This window comes from Pseudomonas sp. FJ2-5-13 (genome assembly GCF_029201605.1).
Classification (GTDB): Bacteria; Pseudomonadota; Gammaproteobacteria; order Pseudomonadales; family Pseudomonadaceae; genus Aquipseudomonas; species Aquipseudomonas lactis.
This window is the reverse complement of record NZ_CP104045.1, coordinates 527381-546435: the sequence shown is the minus strand read 5'-3', so window position 1 is coordinate 546435 and position 19055 is coordinate 527381. Positions and strand designations below refer to the sequence as shown.

General features: G+C 61.0%; 13 protein-coding genes. 7 read left to right on the top strand and 6 right to left on the bottom strand.

Annotation, left to right across the window (positions count from 1 at the left end):
* The first annotated feature begins 45 nt into the window (after positions 1 to 45).
* Entirely contained in the window at positions 46 to 693 is a 648-nt protein-coding gene (gene msrA, locus N2A98_RS02370; protein ID WP_032893900.1) for a peptide-methionine (S)-S-oxide reductase MsrA, read from the top strand.
* Between the two features lie 137 nt (positions 694 to 830).
* On the opposite strand, the gene rlmJ is transcribed toward msrA, so the two are convergent.
* The 3 genes from rlmJ to tssI form a co-directional block, all read right to left on the bottom strand.
* Positions 831 to 1667 (bottom strand): 23S rRNA (adenine(2030)-N(6))-methyltransferase RlmJ, encoded by an 837-nt coding sequence (rlmJ, locus tag N2A98_RS02365; RefSeq protein WP_032893901.1) that lies wholly within the window; start codon positions 1665 to 1667, stop codon positions 831 to 833.
* Between the two features lie 97 nt (positions 1668 to 1764).
* Complete coding sequence (locus tag N2A98_RS02360) at positions 1765 to 2490, bottom strand: DUF4123 domain-containing protein (protein ID WP_275622979.1); 726 nt, start codon at positions 2488 to 2490, stop codon at positions 1765 to 1767.
* Positions 2490 to 4511 (bottom strand): type VI secretion system tip protein TssI/VgrG, encoded by a 2022-nt coding sequence (tssI, locus tag N2A98_RS02355; protein ID WP_275622978.1) that lies wholly within the window; start codon positions 4509 to 4511, stop codon positions 2490 to 2492. The genes N2A98_RS02360 and tssI overlap by 1 nt, the downstream gene beginning before the upstream one ends.
* A gap of 349 nt (positions 4512 to 4860) precedes the next feature.
* Between tssI and N2A98_RS02350 the strand changes: the two genes are divergently transcribed.
* Both N2A98_RS02350 and N2A98_RS02345 read left to right on the top strand, forming a co-directional pair.
* A complete protein-coding gene (locus N2A98_RS02350) occupies positions 4861 to 5808 on the top strand; it encodes a hypothetical protein (RefSeq protein WP_275623586.1) in 948 nt (315 codons plus the stop codon).
* Complete coding sequence (locus N2A98_RS02345) at positions 5798 to 6187, top strand: hypothetical protein (RefSeq protein WP_275622977.1); 390 nt, start codon at positions 5798 to 5800, stop codon at positions 6185 to 6187. The genes N2A98_RS02350 and N2A98_RS02345 overlap by 11 nt, the downstream gene beginning before the upstream one ends.
* 90 nt (positions 6188 to 6277) lie before the next feature.
* Here N2A98_RS02345 and putP read toward each other — a convergent pair whose 3' ends face one another.
* A complete protein-coding gene (putP, locus tag N2A98_RS02340; RefSeq protein WP_014716616.1) occupies positions 6278 to 7762 on the bottom strand; it encodes a sodium/proline symporter PutP in 1485 nt (494 codons plus the stop codon).
* 461 nt (positions 7763 to 8223) lie between these two features.
* On the opposite strand from putP, the gene putA reads away from it, so the two are divergent.
* Positions 8224 to 12177 carry a trifunctional transcriptional regulator/proline dehydrogenase/L-glutamate gamma-semialdehyde dehydrogenase gene (gene putA, locus N2A98_RS02335; protein WP_275622976.1) on the top strand — a complete coding sequence of 1318 codons (3954 nt, stop codon included), beginning with the start codon at positions 8224 to 8226 and terminating at the stop codon, positions 12175 to 12177.
* A 644-nt stretch (positions 12178 to 12821) separates the two neighbouring features.
* A complete protein-coding gene (locus tag N2A98_RS02330) occupies positions 12822 to 14624 on the top strand; it encodes an acyl-CoA dehydrogenase (protein WP_125969414.1) in 1803 nt (600 codons plus the stop codon).
* On the opposite strand, the gene N2A98_RS02325 is transcribed toward N2A98_RS02330, so the two are convergent.
* Positions 14621 to 14914, bottom strand: a complete 294-nt coding sequence (locus tag N2A98_RS02325) for a cell division protein ZapA (protein ID WP_003187971.1) — start codon at positions 14912 to 14914, stop codon at positions 14621 to 14623. The genes N2A98_RS02330 and N2A98_RS02325 overlap by 4 nt on opposite strands.
* Positions 14911 to 15141, bottom strand: a complete 231-nt coding sequence (locus N2A98_RS02320) for a hypothetical protein (protein ID WP_044270846.1) — start codon at positions 15139 to 15141, stop codon at positions 14911 to 14913. The genes N2A98_RS02325 and N2A98_RS02320 overlap by 4 nt, the downstream gene beginning before the upstream one ends.
* Before the next feature lie 277 nt (positions 15142 to 15418).
* Between N2A98_RS02320 and N2A98_RS02315 the strand changes: the two genes are divergently transcribed.
* Positions 15419 to 17044 (top strand): methyl-accepting chemotaxis protein, encoded by a 1626-nt coding sequence (locus N2A98_RS02315; RefSeq protein WP_078802366.1) that lies wholly within the window; start codon positions 15419 to 15421, stop codon positions 17042 to 17044.
* Positions 17045 to 17284: 240 nt separating this feature from the next.
* Positions 17285 to 19027 carry a potassium/proton antiporter gene (locus tag N2A98_RS02310; protein WP_003187967.1) on the top strand — a complete coding sequence of 581 codons (1743 nt, stop codon included), beginning with the start codon at positions 17285 to 17287 and terminating at the stop codon, positions 19025 to 19027.
* The last annotated feature ends 28 nt before the right edge of the window (positions 19028 to 19055 follow it).

Sequence of the window (19055 nt, the reverse complement as noted above, 5' to 3'; positions counted from 1 at the left end):
CTGTCTGACAATTTACTGTTACTCAACCTGACGAGAGGACTGATCATGGTCTTGCGCTCGGAAATTCTGGTGAACAAAAACGTGCTGCCTACTCAAGAACAAGCTCTGCCTGGTCGTGAAACCCCGATGAAGTTGCCGGAAACGCACTTCGTCAACGGCAACCCACTGCTGGGCCCGTTCCTGGATGACGTCGGCTTTGCGATCTTCGGCCTGGGCTGCTTCTGGGGCGCGGAACGCAAGTTCTGGCAGCGCGACGGCGTGGTCAGCACCGTGGTCGGCTACGCCGGCGGCTTTACGCCCAACCCGACTTATGAAGAAGTCTGCTCGGGCCTGACCGGCCACAGCGAAGTGGTGCTGGTGGTGTATGACCAGGCCAAGGTGAAATACGAAGACCTGCTGAAAATGTTCTGGGAACTGCACAACCCGACCCAGGGCATGCGCCAGGGCAATGACATCGGCAGCCAGTACCGCTCGGTGATCTACGCCACCACGCCTGAGCAACTGGCGGCGGCCAAGGCCAGTGCCGCGGCGTATCAGCAAGAGCTGAGCAAGGCCGGCCTGGGTGAGATCACCACGGAAATCGAAGAGGCCCCGACCGTGTACTTCGCCGAGGCGTATCACCAGCAGTACCTGGCGAAGAATCCCCAGGGTTACTGCGGGATCGGCGGCACTGGCGTGACCTGCCCGATCTAGGAAGCTACACAAACCAAAATGTGGGAGCGGGCTTGCTCGCGAAAGCGGAGTGTCAGTCACTGAATTGGCTGACTGATATACCGCTTTCGCGAGCAAGCCCGCTCCCACATTGGGTCCTGCGTTTGGATTTAGATCGGTTATTCGGCGATGAGCCAATCCATCTGCCAGCCACCCTGGGTCTGGCCCAGTTGCTTGGACAACCACGGCAGCAACTCACGCAGTTCCTCTTCCAAGCCCCACGGCGGGTTGGCAATCGCCAGGCCCGAGCCAGTGAGGGTATTGGGCGTGTCCAGCGGATGCACCAGCAACTCCACACGCAGCAGCTTCGGCGCACCGGTACCGGCCAGGTCCTGGTAGAAACGGCGCAACATGCGTTGGTCTTTCACCGGGTACCAGATCGCCGCGACCGTCTGGCGCATACGGCTGACGGCTTCCTTGAGGGACGCCGCGCAACGCTGCATTTCGTCGAGCTTTTCAAACGGCGGGTCGATCAACATCAGCGCGCGCTTTTCCGGCACCGGCAGCAAGGCCCGTGGCACGTGCCAGCCTTCGCCCAGGTGCACTTTGACGCGGCGATCACCCTTCATGTTGTCCTTGAGCAGCACGCCATCTTCCGGGTGCTTCTCATTGAGCAACACACGGTCCTGGGGCCGCGTGAGGCGGCGCGCCAGTTCCGGTGAGCCGGGGTAGTAGCGCAACTGGCCATCCGGGTTCATCTCGTGCAGCACGCGCATGTAGTCGGCGGTGAGCGGCGGCAGGTCGCTTGCGCCCCACAAGCGGGCGATGCCTTCCAGGTACTCACCGGTGCGGTTGGCCTGGTCGCCCTGCAAGTCGTACAAGCCAATGCCTGCGTGAGTGTCGAGGTAGGCGAACGGCTGTTCCTTGCGCGACATCAGGGCGATGAGGCGGGTCAAGGTCAGGTGTTTGAAGACATCGGCATGGTTGCCGGCGTGAAAGGCGTGACGATAATTCATGGTTGCTCCTGCGCAGGGGGCGAAGTTTACCTTCTACCGACGCAAAGGTGCAGGGCCGCACGGCAGGCGGCACGGATGTCACGCTATCACCAGGGGCTCAACCGAGTTGCGAGGCAAGGTAATCAGCCAATGCGCCATGGCTGATTTGCGGCCTGCGTGTGAAGTAGGCAACCTTGTGCTGCAAGGTGGCTGGCGTAAACGCAGTGTAGAGGTCAGGACGCTGCTCCTGGAGCCATTGCAGCAGGTTGTCGACCAGCACCTGCGGTGATTGTTGGGCCATATGCGTCAGCAACGATGCCGGTACCTGCCACCACGGGCTGGTTGGGGCCGCAGTGACTGATTGGGGTGCCACGGACAGCGGCTGGCCGTTGACCAGGTAGCGCTGGAACACCGGCAACACGCGCGCCGCCTCGTCGCCTAATGACTGCCACATCGGCAAAAGGTGCGCACCGTCCCAGAAACGCAAAAACACCGGCTGGTTTTCCGGCAGGTACACATGGGTCAAGCCCTGCAAATGCGCGACCACCGCGTCCAGCGGGCTGGATGAGACGGCCAGCCAGCCCCAATCCGTCGCTTGGGTGGTGGCTATCCACTCGAGAAAGGCACTGCCCGGCTCAACGATGCCCACGTAGGGCATGACCTCATCCCAGTTGGCGTAGGCCGTGCCCGCCCAGATCGGTCGCGGCATCTTTGCCGCGGCCCTGGCTTGCCAGGCGGCGAGCGGCTTGGCGTCGCTGGCATCGCCCAGCACGGCGTACAGCTGTTCATCTGGCTGCAACGGGTATTGCGCCAGCCAGGCACTGGGCGTCAAGGGCGCAGGCATCAGGACGCACTCCGTACATGGGCGCCGATGTCACACTGGCCGTTCTTGCAGCGCTCGCATTCTTCACAAAACGGCGCGCTGCGTTTCAGGCTGACCACTTGTGCGCGGCTTAACGGCGCGGGCACCACCGTCAATAAAGTCTCGTTCAATCCAGGCATCAACGGCGCCGGTGTCGGGGCAGGCGCGCTGCCGAGCTGAATCGGCACGCTGCTGAATATCCCGCCCGCCGATAACGTGATCGACTGCCCGCCCGCCTGGATCGTCACGCTGGCACCCGCATCAATGATGATGCTTTGCCCGGCGCCCAGCGTGAGGGTCTGCCCGGCCCGCATATGCTGCGAACCGCCGACCACCAGATGGTCATCCTGCTTGAGTTCCGTCAAACGGTTGCCATGGGTGATGCGCAGCTCCTGGCCCTGCAACTCATGACGCGACTCGCCGCCCACCTGCACGCGACGCTGGTTATCGACCTGTACCTGTTGGTCATGCAGCACATGCTGGGTCCAGTCCCGCTGGGCGCGCAGGTAGATCTCTTCGGCGCCCTTGCGGTCCTCGATACGCAGTTCGTTGTAGCCGCCACCGCCCGGGCTGCTCTGGCTACGCCAGAGACTGCGGGTCTTGTCCGCTGGCAGGTCGAGGGGCACTGGCGTGGCGGCGTTGGGCAGGCACCCCACCACCAGCGGCATGTCCATGTCGCCATTGACGAACCCCACCAGCACTTCCATGCCCACCCGGGGGATCAGCACCACACCATAACGGTCATGGGCCCAGCCACTGGCTACTCGCAGCCAGCAACTGGAATGGTCGTTGTGCTCGCCGACACGATCCCAGGCCAGTTGCACCTTGACCCGGCCGTACTCGTCACAGTGGATCTCACTGTCAACCGGGCCGGTGACCACCGCGCTTTGATACCCCGATACCGTCGGGCGCGGCGGCTCCGGCAAGGGCGGACGAAACACCGCATCCCATGGCGCGGCGACAAATGCGTTGCGATACCCTTGGCGCAGTTCCCCTCCGTCCTCCTCGGTGACCGCCTCCTCCAGCACCTGAGGCTGCTTGCCTTCATGGCGCACCTGCGTCACCAGCCACAAGTCATTCCAGTCCTCGCGAGGGTGCTCACGCAACTGCAAAAACCGGCCACTGGCCAACGCCGGCTCATCGCCCTGGCCATGGGCACTGCGATAGTCGCTGCGGTGCCGCTCCAGGCCACGCTGGGCTAGGCATCTGCCTTGGGCTCGGTCGGAAAAGTTGCCGGGGTAGTGCTGCGCTTCAAGCTTGGGCAATGACTCGTCGACGGCTGCGCCTTCTAGCTCGACATGGGGTTTGCGAAAGTCGTAATCGCGCAGGTTCAGCGCCGTGGTACGGGTTGCCAATTGCAAAGTGAAGCGCTTGATCGCGGGAGTATCGGCCACCATTCCCGAACCTGGCCGGTAAGGCGTAGGCTGATCCATCTGGGCAAACACCGTCTGATCATCGCCAAACACCAGCAGGTGCCCTTCGGGGGAATGCTGGAAGTGATAGTGAATCCCCAGTTCGGCACACAGGCGCTGGATGAACGCCAGGTCGCTCTCGCCGAACTGCACGCAATATTCACGCTCCGGGTAATCACCGCTCAACCGAAACTCGAAGCGATCACTGTGAATCCCCTGCCCGGCCAACACCTGAGCAACAATCTGCGGCACCGTCTTATGCTGGAAAATGCGCTGGTGGCTGCTGTGTGCCAGGTACGCCAGATGCGGCGCAAGGTTGAGCTGGTAACGCGTCAAGCGCCGCCCCGAGTCGCCCTGGGCAACCCGATACACCAGGCCATGAACGCCACGCCCCTGATCGTCGAAACCCAAGTACACCTGGCGATGCAGCAAGCCCTCCAGGTCGATATCCGGCTGCTCGCAGACCAGCTCAAGTTCAAACCGGTAAGGCTGGCTGATGGCCTCGGTGCCGTTGAACGCGAACACTTTGAAGTCACTGGGCGACCCGTCCAGGGCCAGGGTAAATGCAGGTTGGTTGGCAGGAGCGAACATCCGGTGTTTCTCTGCGAAGGGTGGGCGGTCGATTCTGCACCAGCTCGTAGCCGGCCTGAACTCATGCCAGTTAAATCAGTAAGGTCCTACCACCGTCTTCATTTGATGGGGGGGGTAGCCACGTGCTGAAGCCCCATTGCGCTAAAAATGCACACGTCTGACAGAATATTACAGCAGCCCAGTAGCCTGTTTCCCAAACGTAAAAACACCACCCCGAAACGCCCCTCCATAACCACGACACCCTCCCATCACCCGTTTAAATTGCGCAGCCATGTTCATTCAAAAGGAATGTTTTCATGGCAGGCAATCGCCACTCTTCGAGCCGATCACTATTGCTGGGGAATCTGTAATGTCCCAGGCCTATGCGTTTATCAATGACCAGCAACAAACCTCTGTGGAACTCAAGGCCAAATTACGCTTAGGAAAGCACGCCGAAGCCAAGTTCGACGCGCTCAACGCGCACATTCGCAATGTGGTGGTGCTACCGGGGCAACTCGTCATTATCGGCGACGACACCACCGCAGCCTGTACCCTGCAAGAGTCACGTTTGATGCGAGCCGCCTGGGATATTCGCCACAGCGTGATGGCCGAAGGCGGGGATGCCTTTGCACTGCACAACTATGATTTGCTGCAAACGCTGCTGGGGTATACCTCACTGGGTATAGGCACGGCAGGTGATGCCTGGAGCAAGCATTTGCAAGACATTGCAAAAACCCTGGAAGAAATTGATGCCCTGCATAAACAGTCACTACGCCGGGGCGGTGGTGCCGCCAAAGAGGAGTTTCTCGCACGACGCCGAACACTGTTTGCAAGGCTGGACGCTCAACTGCATGGTTTTGCGCGTTATGGCACGGGGCTGCGCAATGAAGGCTCGATCAAGAAAATGCTAGGCGTCTCGACCAGAAGCTATTTGCATACGGGGGAGATAAGTCGGTATCAAGAGACCATCGCACGGATTTCGAAGACGGCGAAGCTGCTTAAAAACGGGACGCCGTTGGGGATAGCATTGAGTACGACGGTGACGGCGCTGGAGATAAAAGAGGCGTGTTCGACCGGGAGAGAGGAACAATGCAGAAAAGCGAAATATGTGGAGGCGGGTAAATTAACTTTCGGGGTTACAGGAGGGATTATTGGAGGTCAGATCGGCATGGGCTTGTGTGTGGCGGTCATGACCCCAACAACCGGACCACTAGCCTTGAGCTGCCTGTTGATAGCTGGGGGCGCGGTAGGCGCAACCTTAGGCAGTTGGGGGAGTGAGGTGGGCGCCATGGCTGGAGAGGTTTTATATGAGTACTGAGTCCTTACTCAATCTCTCGGTAAGCGCCCAAATAGCGCTCAGCTCCGCAGGCTGTATGCTCATAGCAGTCATATTCGACATTTTCCTGGCTTATCGCAAACTAGAGAAGATGGAGCATCTGTTGAATCAATGCCGCCTAGTGAACGACTACAAATGTCTTCTGGGGAACAACCTTCAAGGGAGATTAGCCAGGCTATGCGTAGTCTATGTGGCGATCGCCCTGCCAAAGTGGAATGCAAAACGTCGCGTCATTAACGTAAGGCAGGTCGAAGAATTCCCTCGATACCTCAAGCTTATGCTTCATGGCATAGCTTTTATCGGCCTGATCGGGGCCGTTGGCGCGACGGTCTTTCATTTCAGGGATCAACTGAGTTTCTAAGCCGTACACTACGCCTGTGAACCGCAAAAAAGGCCCGCAGTCCATAGGATGCGGGCCTTTTCAGTTAGCAAGACGTTAAACGCCAACGAATTACTTGTTCAAGTTGTAATCTTTTTCCGCAGCATCAAAACGCTCGACCATACCCACCGTCGGTGCGCCCATCTTGCTCACGAAGTAGATCGCCAGGCTGGCGAAGATGAAGCCTGGGATGATTTCGTACAGGCCCAGCAATTCGAAGTGTTTCCACACGATTACGGTGATCGCGCCGACCAGGATGCCGGCCAGTGCGCCGTTGCGGGTCATGTGTTTCCAGATTACCGAGATCAGTACCACAGGGCCGAAGGCTGCACCGAAACCGGCCCAGGCGTAGCTGACCAGGCCCAGTACGCGGTTTTCCGGGTTGGCGGCCATGGCGATGGCGATCAAGGCCACGACCAGCACCATCAGGCGACCGACCCATACCAGTTCACGCTGGGACGCGCCCTTGCGCAGGAACGCCTTGTAGAAGTCTTCGGTCAGGGCGCTGGAGCACACCAGCAATTGGCAGCTCAGGGTGCTCATCACCGCCGCCAGAATGGCCGACAGCAACACACCGGCAACCCATGGGTTGAACAGGATCTTGGCCAGTTCGATAAACACACGCTCTGGGTTTTCAGTCACCGGGCCTGCCACTTCCGGGTGCGCCGAGAAGTAAGCGATACCGAAGAAACCCACTGCCACGGTGCCGCCCAGGCACAGGATCATCCAGGTCATGGAAATACGACGCGCCTTGGCGATCGACTTCACCGAGTCCGCCGCCATGAAACGCGCAAGGATGTGCGGTTGGCCGAAGTAGCCCAGGCCCCAGCCCATCAGCGAAATAACCCCGATGAAGGTGGTGTTTTTCAGCATGTCGAAGCTGGTCGGGTCCTTGGCTTCAATGGCCAGGAAGGTGGTGTCTACACCGCCGGTGGCCAGCAGCACGATGATCGGCGTGAGGATCAGCGCGAAGATCATCAACGTGGCTTGTACGGTATCGGTCCAGCTGACTGCCAGGAAACCACCGATGAAGGTGTAGGCAATGGTCGCTGCAGCACCGGCCCACAGCGCTGTCTCGTAGGACATGCCGAAGGTGCTTTCGAACAGGCGGGCGCCGGCGACGATGCCGGAGGCGCAGTAGATGGTGAAGAACACCAGGATCACCACGGCGGAGATGATCCGCAGCAGGCCGCTTTTATCTTCGAAGCGGCTGGAGAAGTAATCCGGCAGGGTCAGGGCGTCGCCGTTGTGTTCGGTCTGCACGCGCAGGCGGCCGGCCACGAACAACCAGTTGAGGTAAGCACCGACGATCAGGCCGATGGCAATCCAGCTTTCCGACAGACCGGACATGTAGATCGCGCCCGGCAAGCCCATCAACAGCCAGCCGCTCATGTCGGAAGCACCGGCGGACAGAGCTGTCACCACGCTACCGAGGCTGCGACCGCCCAGGATGTAATCGGAAAGGTTGTTGGTGGAGCGATAGGCCATCAGGCCGATCAGCACCATTGCTGCGATGTAGATCACGAACGTGATCAGGGTTGGATTACTAACGCTCATAGGAGTGACGCCCTGGCTTTGTTTTTATGTAGCGACGGTCATGGGGACGGCCACCCGTGGATAACCGGATAGACGAACCTGCATGCCGCGCATTTATGACTGGCGTTTCCCCAGGAAAGCCGCCAGCCGATGAACCCACCCACAGGGTTGGTTGCACCTTGGTGCGCGAATGCTATTCAACAAAGCAAATAAGGTGCAACCAGTTTCTGCCGATTAAGTTGCACCCAAGTATGTTTTAGGACAAACGCGCTTTTTTTGCTCCTTTTCGGAGCAAGAACAGCCGATCTCAGAAGCAAATGCACCAGCGCGGAGCGGATTCGGTCGTGTGTTTATTTTTTTCCGATCAAGCGTCGAACATTTAACCAACAAAAGGGTTGCACCCGGTTGCACCTCGGGATGGGCAAAGCTAATCTTGCCGCCAGCAGATGCCACTCGGTAGTGGCACCCATGAGGATAAAAAAATGGCAACGACCACCCTTGGGGTCAAACTCGACGACCCGACCCGCGAACGCCTTAAGGCCGCCGCGACCTCCATTGATCGCACGCCGCACTGGCTGATCAAGCAGGCGATTTTCAATTACCTGGAGAAACTCGAGGGTGGTGCAACCCTGTCCGAGCTCAATGGCTTGAGCAGCAAGGAGGCCGACGATGCCGGCGAGGTCCAGGCCGACCACGCCCACCAGTGTTTCCTTGAGTTCGCCGAGAGCATCCTGCCGCAATCGGTATTGCGTGCCGCGATCACCGCCGCTTACCGCCGCCCCGAGCCGGAAGTGGTGCCGATGCTGATCGAACAGGCGCGCCTGCCAGCCCCGATGGCCGAAGCCACCAACAAGCTGGCCGCGAGCATTGCCGAAAAACTGCGCAATCAGAAGAGTGCCGGCGGCCGTGCCGGTATTGTTCAGGGCCTGCTGCAAGAGTTCTCCCTGTCGTCCCAGGAAGGCGTGGCGCTGATGTGCCTGGCCGAAGCGCTGCTGCGCATCCCGGACAAGGGCACCCGCGATGCACTGATCCGCGACAAGATCAGCACCGGCAACTGGCAGCCGCATTTGGGCAACAGCCCATCGCTGTTCGTCAACGCCGCCACCTGGGGCCTGCTGCTGACCGGCAAGCTGGTGTCGACCCACAACGAAGCAGGCCTGACCTCGTCCCTGAGCCGCATCATCGGCAAGAGCGGCGAGCCGATGATCCGCAAGGGCGTCGACATGGCCATGCGCCTGATGGGCGAGCAGTTCGTGACCGGCGAAACCATCGCCGAAGCCCTGGCCAATGCGAGCAAATTCGAAGCCAAGGGCTTCCGCTATTCCTACGACATGCTCGGTGAAGCCGCACTCACCGAACACGATGCCCAGAAGTACCTGGCGTCGTACGAACAAGCCATTCACTCCATCGGCAAAGCCTCCCATGGCCGCGGGATCTATGAAGGCCCGGGCATCTCCATCAAGCTCTCCGCCCTGCACCCGCGCTACAGCCGTGCGCAGTACGAGCGCGTGATGGACGAGCTGTACCCGCGCCTGCTGTCGCTGACCTTGCTGGCCAAGCAGTACGACATCGGCCTGAACATCGACGCCGAAGAAGCCGACCGCCTGGAGCTGTCCCTGGACCTGCTCGAGCGCCTGTGCTTCGAGCCGCAGCTGACCGGCTGGAACGGTATCGGCTTTGTGATCCAGGCGTACCAGAAGCGTTGCCCGTATGTAATTGACTACGTCATCGACCTGGCCCGCCGCAGCCGCCACCGCCTGATGATCCGCCTGGTAAAAGGCGCGTACTGGGACAGCGAAATCAAGCGCGCCCAGGTCGAAGGCCTGGAAGGCTACCCGGTCTACACTCGCAAGGTGTACACCGACGTTTCCTACATTGCCTGCGCACGCAAACTGCTGTCGGTGCCGGAAGTCATCTACCCGCAGTTCGCCACGCACAACGCCCACACCTTGTCGGCTATCTACCACATCGCCGGTCAGAATTATTACCCCGGCCAGTACGAGTTTCAGTGCCTGCACGGCATGGGTGAACCGCTGTACGAACAGGTTGTAGGCAAGGTTTCCGAAGGCAAGCTGAACCGTCCGTGCCGTGTGTACGCGCCGGTTGGCACCCACGAAACACTGTTGGCTTACCTGGTTCGTCGCCTGCTGGAAAATGGCGCCAACACCTCGTTCGTCAACCGTATCGCTGACCAGTCCATCTCGATCCAGGAATTGGTAGCCGACCCGGTGGCCAGCATCGAGCAAATGGCAACCCAGGAAGGCGGTTTCGGCCTGCCGCACCCGCGTATTCCGCTGCCGCGTGACCTGTATGGCAGCGACCGCGCCAACTCGGCCGGTATCGACCTGGCCAACGAACATCGCCTGGCCTCGCTGTCCTGCGCCCTGCTGGCCACCGCTCACAACAACTGGAAGGCCGCACCGATGCTCGGTTGCGCCGCCAGCAATGAAGCGGCCCAACCGGTGCTGAACCCGTCCGATCTGCGTGACGTGGTCGGCCAGGTACAGGAAGCCACCGTCGAAGACGTCGACAACGCCATCCAGTGCGCCATCAGCGCCGCGCCGATCTGGCAGGCCACCCCGCCCGCCGAACGTGCTGCCATCCTGGAGCGCGCCGCCGACCTGATGGAAGGCGAGATCCAGCCGCTGATGGGCTTACTGGCCCGTGAAGCCGGCAAGACCTTCGCCAACGCCATCGCCGAAGTGCGTGAAGCCGTGGACTTCCTGCGTTACTACGCGGTGCAGGCGCGCAACGACTTTACCAATGACGCCCACCGCCCATTGGGCCCGGTGGTGTGCATCAGCCCGTGGAACTTCCCGCTCGCCATCTTCAGCGGTCAGGTAGCTGCTGCACTGGCTGCCGGTAACCCGGTGCTGGCCAAGCCTGCCGAGCAGACGCCGCTGGTGGCTGCCCAGGCCGTACGCATCCTGCTTGAAGCTGGCATTCCGGAAGGCGTGCTGCAACTGCTGCCAGGCCAGGGCGAAAGCGTCGGTGCCCGCCTGGTGGGTGATGATCGCGTCAAAGGCGTGATGTTCACCGGCTCTACCGAAGTGGCGCGCCTGCTGCAACGCAATGTCGCCGGCCGCCTGGATGCCCAGGGTCGCCCGATTCCGTTGATCGCCGAAACCGGTGGCCAGAACGCGATGATCGTGGACTCCTCGGCGCTGACCGAACAAGTGGTGATCGACGTCGTGTCGTCGGCCTTCGACAGCGCCGGTCAACGTTGCTCGGCCCTGCGCGTACTGTGCCTGCAGGAAGATTCAGCAGACCGTGTGGTCGAAATGCTCAAGGGCGCCATGGCTGAATGCCGCCTGGGCAACCCGGAACGCCTGTCGGTGGACATCGGCCCGGTGATCGATGCCGAAGCCAAGGCTGGTATCGAGAAACACATCCAGGCCATGCGCGACAAAGGCCGCAACGTTTACCAAGTGGCGATTGCCGACGGTGAAGAGATCAAGCGCGGCACCTTCGTGATGCCGACCCTGATCGAGCTGGAAAGCTTCGACGAACTGCAACGCGAGATCTTCGGCCCGGTACTGCACGTGGTGCGCTACAAGCGCAAAGAGATCGACCAGCTCATCGGCCAGATCAACGCTTCCGGCTACGGCCTGACCCTGGGCGTGCACACGCGCATCGACGAGACCATCGCCAAGGTGATCGACAACGTCAATGCCGGTAACGTCTACGTCAACCGCAACATTGTGGGTGCCGTGGTCGGCGTGCAACCGTTCGGCGGCGAAGGCCTGTCGGGTACTGGCCCGAAAGCCGGTGGCCCGCTGTACCTGTACCGCTTGTTGTCGACCCGTCCTACCGATGCGATCGAGCAATCCTTCGTACGAGGTGACAAGTTGGCCGCGCCGGACGTGCGCCTGCGTGATGCCATGAGCCAATCGCTGACCGCCCTGAAAACCTGGGCCGACGGCCATAAGTTCAGTGAACTGAGCGCCCTGTGCACGCAGTTCGCCGCCCAGTCGCAAAGCGGTATCACCCGCCAACTGGCCGGCCCGACCGGCGAGCGCAACAGCTACGCCATCCTGCCGCGCGAGCACGTGCTGTGCCTGGCCGACGTGGAAGGCGACCTGCTGACCCAACTGGCGGCGGTATTGGCCGTCGGCGGTTCGGCGGTATGGCCGGAAACCGAGCTGACCAAGGCCTTGTTCCCACGCCTGCCCAAAGAGATTCAGGCGAAGATCAAGCGCGTGGCCGACTGGGCCAAGGACGACGTGGTGTTTGACGCCGTGCTGCATCACGGTGATTCCGACCAACTGCGTGCGGTGTGCCAGCAAGTGGCGCAGCGCGGTGGGGCGATTGTTGGGGTGCATGGTATGTCGCAAGGCGAAACGGCGATTGCGCTGGAGCGTCTGGTGATTGAGCGTGCGCTGAGCGTTAACACTGCTGCAGCGGGTGGTAACGCCAGCCTGATGACCATCGGCTAACTGACACAGTGCAGTAAAAGTGTGGGAGCTGGCTTGCCTGCGATAGCGGCCTGCCAGCCGAAGCCTATCTACCTGACACCCCAACGATCCAACTGTGGGAGCGGGCTTGCTCGCGAAGGCGGTCTGGCAATCAACGCAGTTGGATTGTGTACATATCCATTCCTGGGGTAACGGCCACTTAGGGTTCCGCCCTGACGGCGGCTCACTTTTGAAAAGCGCAAAAGTAAGCAAAACGCTCTTGCCCCACCACTCGGCACCTCGCTTAGGCTCGGTGTGCCCGTAATCCGCCAGTGATTTGGGGGGCCGCCGCCACGCGCCATCCATGGCGCGGGGCGGCTAAACCGGCATCCCTGCCGGTTTACCCCCCAAATCACTGTCGAATTCCGGCCAGCGTGGTTTAACGGGGCGCCTGAGATCAAAAGCAGATCAAGATCAAGAGCGGCTCGCTTCGCATCGTGGTTACCGTCTGCTGTTACAACCCACAAAGTTGTGTAGATACCTATGCCCATCGCAAACAAGCCACCCCACTGATCGCGCTCCACCTTGCGCCAGCGTTCTGCCCTTCTATCACTTAAATCAATCTTGCTATCCACCCTCCATTCGCGCACTTAGACTCAGGCCAATTCCTTCAAAGGTACGCCGCCATGTCCGAGACGCTGCTCAGTTCCCGCAATCTGGCTTTCGAGCTGTATGAAGTCCTCGATGCCGAGGGCCTGACCCAGCGCGAGCGGTTTGCCGAGCACAACCGCGAAACCTTCGATGCCGCCATCAGCACGGCGCGCACCATCGCAGAAAAATACTTCGCCCCGCACAACCGCAAGAACGACGAAAACGAACCTCGCTATGAGAACGGCCAGGCGATCCTGATTCCGGAGGTCAAGCCGGCCGTGGACGCCTTCCTTGAAGCCGGCTTCCTCAACGCAGCCCGCAGCTTTGAAGCAGGTGGCATGCAACTGCCGACGCTATTGTCCCAGGCCTGCTTCGCGCACTTCCAATCGGCCAACGCCGCCTCGACGTCCTACCCGTTCCTGACCATGGGCGCCGCCAACCTGATCGAAAGCTTCGGCACTGAGGAGCAGAAACAGCGCTTCCTGCAGCCGATGATCGACGGGCGCTTCTTCGGCACCATGGCCCTGACCGAGCCCCATGCCGGTTCTTCCCTGTCGGACATTCGGACCCGTGCGGAACCTGCGGCTGACGGCAGTTATCGGCTCAAGGGCAACAAGATCTTTATCTCCGGTGGCGACCATTCGCTGTCGGAAAACATCGTGCACATGGTGCTGGCCAAGTTGCCGGATGCACCTGCGGGGGTGAAGGGCATTTCGCTGTTTATCGTGCCCAAGTTCCTGGTCAACGATGACGGCAGCCTGGGCGCTCGCAACGATGTGCTGCTGGCGGGGCTGTTCCACAAGATGGGCTGGCGCGGCACCACGTCCACGGCGCTTAACTTCGGCGATAACGGCAACTGCGTCGGCTATCTGGTGGGCAAACCGCACCAGGGCCTGAGCTGCATGTTCCAGATGATGAACGAGGCGCGCATCGGCGTGGGCATGGGCGCGGTGATGCTCGGTTACGCCGGCTACCTTTATTCCCTGGACTACGCTCGCGAACGGCCCCAGGGGCGCCTGCCCGACAGCAAAGACCCGAGCACCGCCCCGGTGGCGATCATCCAGCACGCCGACATCAAGCGCATGCTGCTGACCCAGAAAGCCTACGTGGAAGGTGCCTTTGACCTCGGCCTCTACGCGGCGCGGCTATTCGATGACACCACCACCCTGCAAACCGACACCGAGCGCAAGCAAGCCCACGAACTGCTCGACCTGCTCACGCCGATCGTCAAATCCTGGCCGTCGGAGTTCTGCCTCAAGGCCAACGAGTTGGCGATCCAGATTCTCGGCGGCCACGGTTACACCCGCGAATACCCGGTGGAGCAGTACTACCGCGACAACCGCCTGAACCCGATCCATGAAGGCACCCACGGCATCCAGTCCCTGGACCTGCTCGGGCGCAAATTGGCGCAGAACGGTGGTGCCGGCTTGAAGCAACTGATTCGCCTGATCGCCGAGACCGGGGCCCGGGCACAAAAGCACCCTTCACTCACGGCACTGCGAGAGCCCCTGGAGCAACTGGTAAACCGGCTGCAAAGCGTGACGATTGGCCTACTCACCGATCTCGCCCAAGGCAAGGTCAACAGCAGCCTGGCGAACTCGGCGCTGTACTTGAAAGTGTTCGGGCACACGGTGATTGGCTGGCGCTGGCTGGAACAGGCGATCCGCGCCGAAGAAGGGCTGGCCAAGGGCAACGCGGCCGATGCGGCCTTTTACAAGGGCAAGCTCCAGGCCGCCCGGTACTTCCTGACCTGGGAAGTACCGAGCTGCCATCATGAACTGGCGATTCTGGAGGCACGCGACGATACGTGCCTGGGCATGCAAGACGAGTGGTTCTAAGGCTGACCGATCACCTTGGAAATCACATCGACCGTGGCGCTGACTTGCTCTTGGTAACGGTCGAGTTCCTGCTGGTGCGCCTGTTGCATTTCAATCTGCTCGGCGCACAGGTTCAGCGCGGCCAATACCAATAGCTTGTCACCGATCAGGGTCGGGTACTTTTTCTTGGTAACGGCCAGGGAGGCCTTGAGCATGGTCACGGCATGCATCAGGGTCTGATCTTCGCCGGCCGGTGCCTTGATCGAGTAATCCTCTCCGAGAATCGAAACGACCTTTATGCCCTCACTCATGCGCTGACAGGCCCTGCACTCACACGCTCAACCAGCGCCTGGATGCGGGCGGCGGTGGCGCCGTGCTTTTCTTCCTGTTCCATCAGGTTCAGTTGCAGGCTTTCGTTTTCGTCCTTGGCGCGAGCCAGCTCGGCCTTGAGGGATTCGTTGCTGCCCAGCAGCTCTTGATTCTGCTGTACGAGGTCGCTGACCAGTTGTTCCAATTGGCTGAGGGATGCTTCTAACATTTTGATTTCTCGGGCGTTTAAAAAGGGCGGTGACGATAAAGAAAATTCACCTCGGATGCCAGGGTTATCCCTGGCCGCGCAGCCCGATGTTGCAAGGCCGGGCCGCACTTTCGAGCCTTAGTGACTGCATTTACCCGATCTGGTTCCTGAACTCACCCAACCCCTGGTCCGATGCGACAAAAGCACGCGCCCCCTTAAGACTTTAGTCGCAGGGCCGATAAGGCGGGCACACCTCGTCTCATGGCCGCATGGATAGCGCCTCCCCCAGGACTCCAGCATGTCTCTTCGTAATATGAATATCGCCCCGAGGGCCTTCCTCGGCTTCGCGTTTATTGGCGCCTTGATGTTGTTGCTCGGTGTGTTCGCCCTGAACCAGATGAGCAAAATTCGTGCAGCCACCGAGGACATCACCTCGGCCAGCGTGCCCAGCATTCGCGCCCTGGATGAATTCACCCAACTGACCCTGCGCCTGCGCGTGCTGTCGTACCGCTTGCTGACCAACCGCGAGCCGGACGTACAGCAAAAGACCCTGGAAGCCTTTGAACTGCGCAATCAGCAGATTCGTACAGCCCAGGGCATCTATGAAAAACTGATCTCCAGCACCGAAGAGCGCAACGCCTACAACGAGTACGTGCGCCTGTTGGGCCAGTACCGTCAGATTGAAGAGCGCATGAAGAGCCTGTCTCGCGCCAATCAGGTCAACGAGCTGCGCACCCTGCTCAACACCGAGTTGCTGGAGAACTCCGAGCAGGTCAACGCCGTGTTGACCCGCTTGCTGGACATCAATAACAACGACGCCAACGCCACCAACCAGCGCGCCAAAGACCAATACGACATGGCCTTTGACCTGGTGGTAGGCCTGCTGGTGGTTGCCACGGCGCTGACCTTGCTGTTCGCCTGGTTGCTGACCCGCAGCATCACCCTGCCCATCGCCCAGGCGCTGGAAGCCGCCGAAGAAGTGGCCGAAGGCAACCTGACGCGGCCGATCACCGTGGACGGCAACGACGAAGCCGGGCGCCTGCTCGCGGCCATGGCCAAGATGCAGCACAAACTGCGCGACACCCTGCAACGCATCGCCGGCTCCGCCACCCAGCTGGCGTCTGCCGCTGAGGAGCTCAATGCAGTCACCGACGAAAGCGCCCGTGGCCTGACCCAGCAGAACAACGAAATCGAACAGGCCGCCACTGCCGTCAACGAGATGACCAGCGCGGTGGAAGAAGTCGCACGCAATGCGGTGAGCACCTCCGAAGCCTCGCGCAACGCCACCACGTCTGCCGGTGACGGCCGCGACCTGGTGCAAGAAACCGTCAGCGCCATCGAACGCATGAGTACCGACGTGCAAGCCACCGCCTCCCTGATTGGCGACCTGGCTAATGAGTCGCGGGATATCGGCAAAGTGCTGGACGTGATCCGTGGCCTGGCCGACCAGACCAACCTGCTGGCCCTCAATGCCGCGATCGAAGCCGCACGAGCCGGGGAAGCCGGGCGTGGTTTCGCCGTGGTGGCCGATGAAGTGCGCGCGTTGGCCCATCGCACCCAGCAGTCCACCAGCGAAATCGAGCGCATGATCGGCAGCATCCAGACAGGCACCGAACACGCGGTGGACTCGATGCGCAACAGCACCGAGCGCGCCGAGTCGACACTCAACATCGCCCGCGGCGCGGGCCTGTCGCTGGACACCATCAACACGGCGATTGTGGAGATCAACGAGCGCAACCTGGTGATCGCCAGCGCGGCGGAAGAACAGGCCCAAGTGGCGCGGGAAGTGGACCGCAACCTGGTGAACATCCGTGACCTGTCGGTGCAATCGGCCACGGGCGCCAGCCAGACCAGTGCGGCGAGCGGCGAATTGTCGCGGTTGGCGGTGGACCTGAACGGGATGGTCGGAAGGTTCCGCCTCTGAAATAAGCCTTTGCTCACACCGCATACCCTGTGGGAGCTGGCTTGCCTGCGATAGCAATCTATCAGCTAACGCCCCTGGCGCCTGGCACACCGCAATCGCAGGCAAGCCAGCTCCCACATTTGATCGATGCGCAGCCACAAAAGCTTTTTGACAGCGCAGCAATTCAACAGGTTAGAATCCCTGGCACGCAGACTGCATGGTCAGTTTGCGTCCTGCCCCCCCTGCCCTGGAGTACTGCCTTTGAATGCGACGACCATCAACAGCCTGTTCTTGATCGGCGCGTTGCTGGTGACTGCGAGCATTCTGGTGAGTTCGCTTTCTTCACGCCTGGGCATCCCCATTCTGGTGATTATCCTGGCCGTGGGCATGACCGCCGGGGTCGATGGCGGCGGCATCATTTTCGATAACTACCCCACCGCCTATCTGGTGGGCAACCTCGCCCTCGCCGTGATCCTACTCGACGGCGGCCTGCGCACCCGGGTGGCGAGTTTCCGCGTGGCGCTGTGGCCGGCTTTGTCCCTGGCCACGGTGGGGGTGTTGATTACCACCGGCCTCACGGGCATGGCCGCGGCCTGGCTGTTTAACCTCAACATCATTCAAGGCTTGCTGATCGGCGCCATCGTCGGCTCCACGGACGCTGCGGCGGTGTTCTCGTTGCTGGGCGGCAAGGGCCTCAACGAGCGGGTCAGCGCCAGCCTGGAAATCGAATCGGGCAGTAACGATCCGATGGCGGTGTTCCTCACCGTCACCTTGATCGACATGCTCGCCAGCGGCCAGACCGGCCTGCACTGGAGCCTGCTCACGCACCTGATCCGTGAATTCGGCATCGGCGGCCTGGTAGGCCTGGGCGGCGGTTGGTTGATGTTGCAACTGGTCAACCGCATCAACCTGGCCAACGGCCTGTACCCGATCCTGGTGATCGCCGGTGGCCTGTTCGTATTCGCCCTGACCAACGCCCTGCACGGCAGCGGCTTCCTCGCCGTGTACCTGTGCGGGCTGGTGATCGGCAACCGCCCGGTGCGCAGCCGCCATGGCATTTTGCATATGCTCGACGGCATGGCCTGGCTGGCGCAGATCGGTATGTTCTTGGTGCTGGGCCTGCTGGTCACGCCCCATGACCTGCTGCCCATCGCCGTGCCCGCCCTGGGCCTGGCACTGTGGATGATCCTGTTTGCGCGGCCACTGTCGGTGATGGTTGGCCTGCTGCCATTCAAGGCGTTCCACGGCCGCGAAAAAGCCTTTATCGCCTGGGTCGGCCTGCGCGGCGCGGTACCGATCATCCTCGCGGTGTTCCCGCTGATGGCCGGCCTGCCCCATGCACAGCTGTACTTCAACCTGGCGTTCTTTATCGTGCTGGTCTCGCTGTTGGTGCAGGGCACCAGCCTGCCGTGGGTGGCCAAGCTGCTCAAAGTCACCGTACCGCCAGACCCGGCGCCGATCTCCCGAGCGGCCCTGGAAGTGCACGTTACCAGCGAGTGGGAGCTGTTCGTCTACCGCCTGGGCGCAGAAAAATGGTGCATCGGCGCGGCCCTGCGCGAGCTGAAAATGCCCGAAGGCACGCGCATCGCGGCGCTGTTTCGTGGCCAGCAACTGCTCCATCCGTCGGGTAGTACGGTGCTGGAAGTCGGCGATTTGCTCTGTGTGATCGGCCACGAACACAACCTGCCGGCCCTGGGCAAACTGTTCAGCCAGGCGCCGCAACGAGGCCTCGATTTGCGCTTCTTCGGCGACTTCGTACTCGAAGGCGACGCCCAGCTGGGCGCGGTTTCGGCCTTGTACGGGCTCAAGCTTGAAGGTATCGACCCGGACATGCCATTGAGCCGCTTCATTACCCAAAAGGTTGGCGGTGCACCGGTAGTCGGCGACCAGGTGGAATGGAACAACACTATCTGGACCGTCGCCGTCATGGACGGGAACAAGATTGGCAAAGTCGGCGTCAGATTCCCCGAAGGAAGTCGCCCGGGCCCCGGACTCTTCCTCTAAACTGCGGGACAACGACGCCCCGATTCTT

What these genes read in the sequence shown, in the direction of transcription:
- N2A98_RS02345 (WP_275622977.1), top strand. Translation starts at nt 5,798, where the DNA reads ATGAGTACTGAGTCCTTACTCAATCTCTCGGTAAGCGCCCAAATAGCG.
- N2A98_RS02330 (WP_125969414.1), top strand. Translation starts at nt 12,822, where the DNA reads ATGTCCGAGACGCTGCTCAGTTCCCGCAATCTGGCTTTCGAGCTGTAT.
- putA (WP_275622976.1), top strand. Translation starts at nt 8,224, where the DNA reads ATGGCAACGACCACCCTTGGGGTCAAACTCGACGACCCGACCCGCGAA.
- tssI (WP_275622978.1), bottom strand. Translation starts at nt 4,511, where the DNA reads ATGTTCGCTCCTGCCAACCAACCTGCATTTACCCTGGCCCTGGACGGG.
- msrA (WP_032893900.1), top strand. Translation starts at nt 46, where the DNA reads ATGGTCTTGCGCTCGGAAATTCTGGTGAACAAAAACGTGCTGCCTACT.
- putP (WP_014716616.1), bottom strand. Translation starts at nt 7,762, where the DNA reads ATGAGCGTTAGTAATCCAACCCTGATCACGTTCGTGATCTACATCGCA.
- N2A98_RS02350 (WP_275623586.1), top strand. Translation starts at nt 4,861, where the DNA reads ATGTCCCAGGCCTATGCGTTTATCAATGACCAGCAACAAACCTCTGTG.
- N2A98_RS02360 (WP_275622979.1), bottom strand. Translation starts at nt 2,490, where the DNA reads ATGCCTGCGCCCTTGACGCCCAGTGCCTGGCTGGCGCAATACCCGTTG.
- N2A98_RS02315 (WP_078802366.1), top strand. Translation starts at nt 15,419, where the DNA reads ATGTCTCTTCGTAATATGAATATCGCCCCGAGGGCCTTCCTCGGCTTC.
- N2A98_RS02325 (WP_003187971.1), bottom strand. Translation starts at nt 14,914, where the DNA reads ATGAGTGAGGGCATAAAGGTCGTTTCGATTCTCGGAGAGGATTACTCG.
- rlmJ (WP_032893901.1), bottom strand. Translation starts at nt 1,667, where the DNA reads ATGAATTATCGTCACGCCTTTCACGCCGGCAACCATGCCGATGTCTTC.
- N2A98_RS02320 (WP_044270846.1), bottom strand. Translation starts at nt 15,141, where the DNA reads ATGTTAGAAGCATCCCTCAGCCAATTGGAACAACTGGTCAGCGACCTC.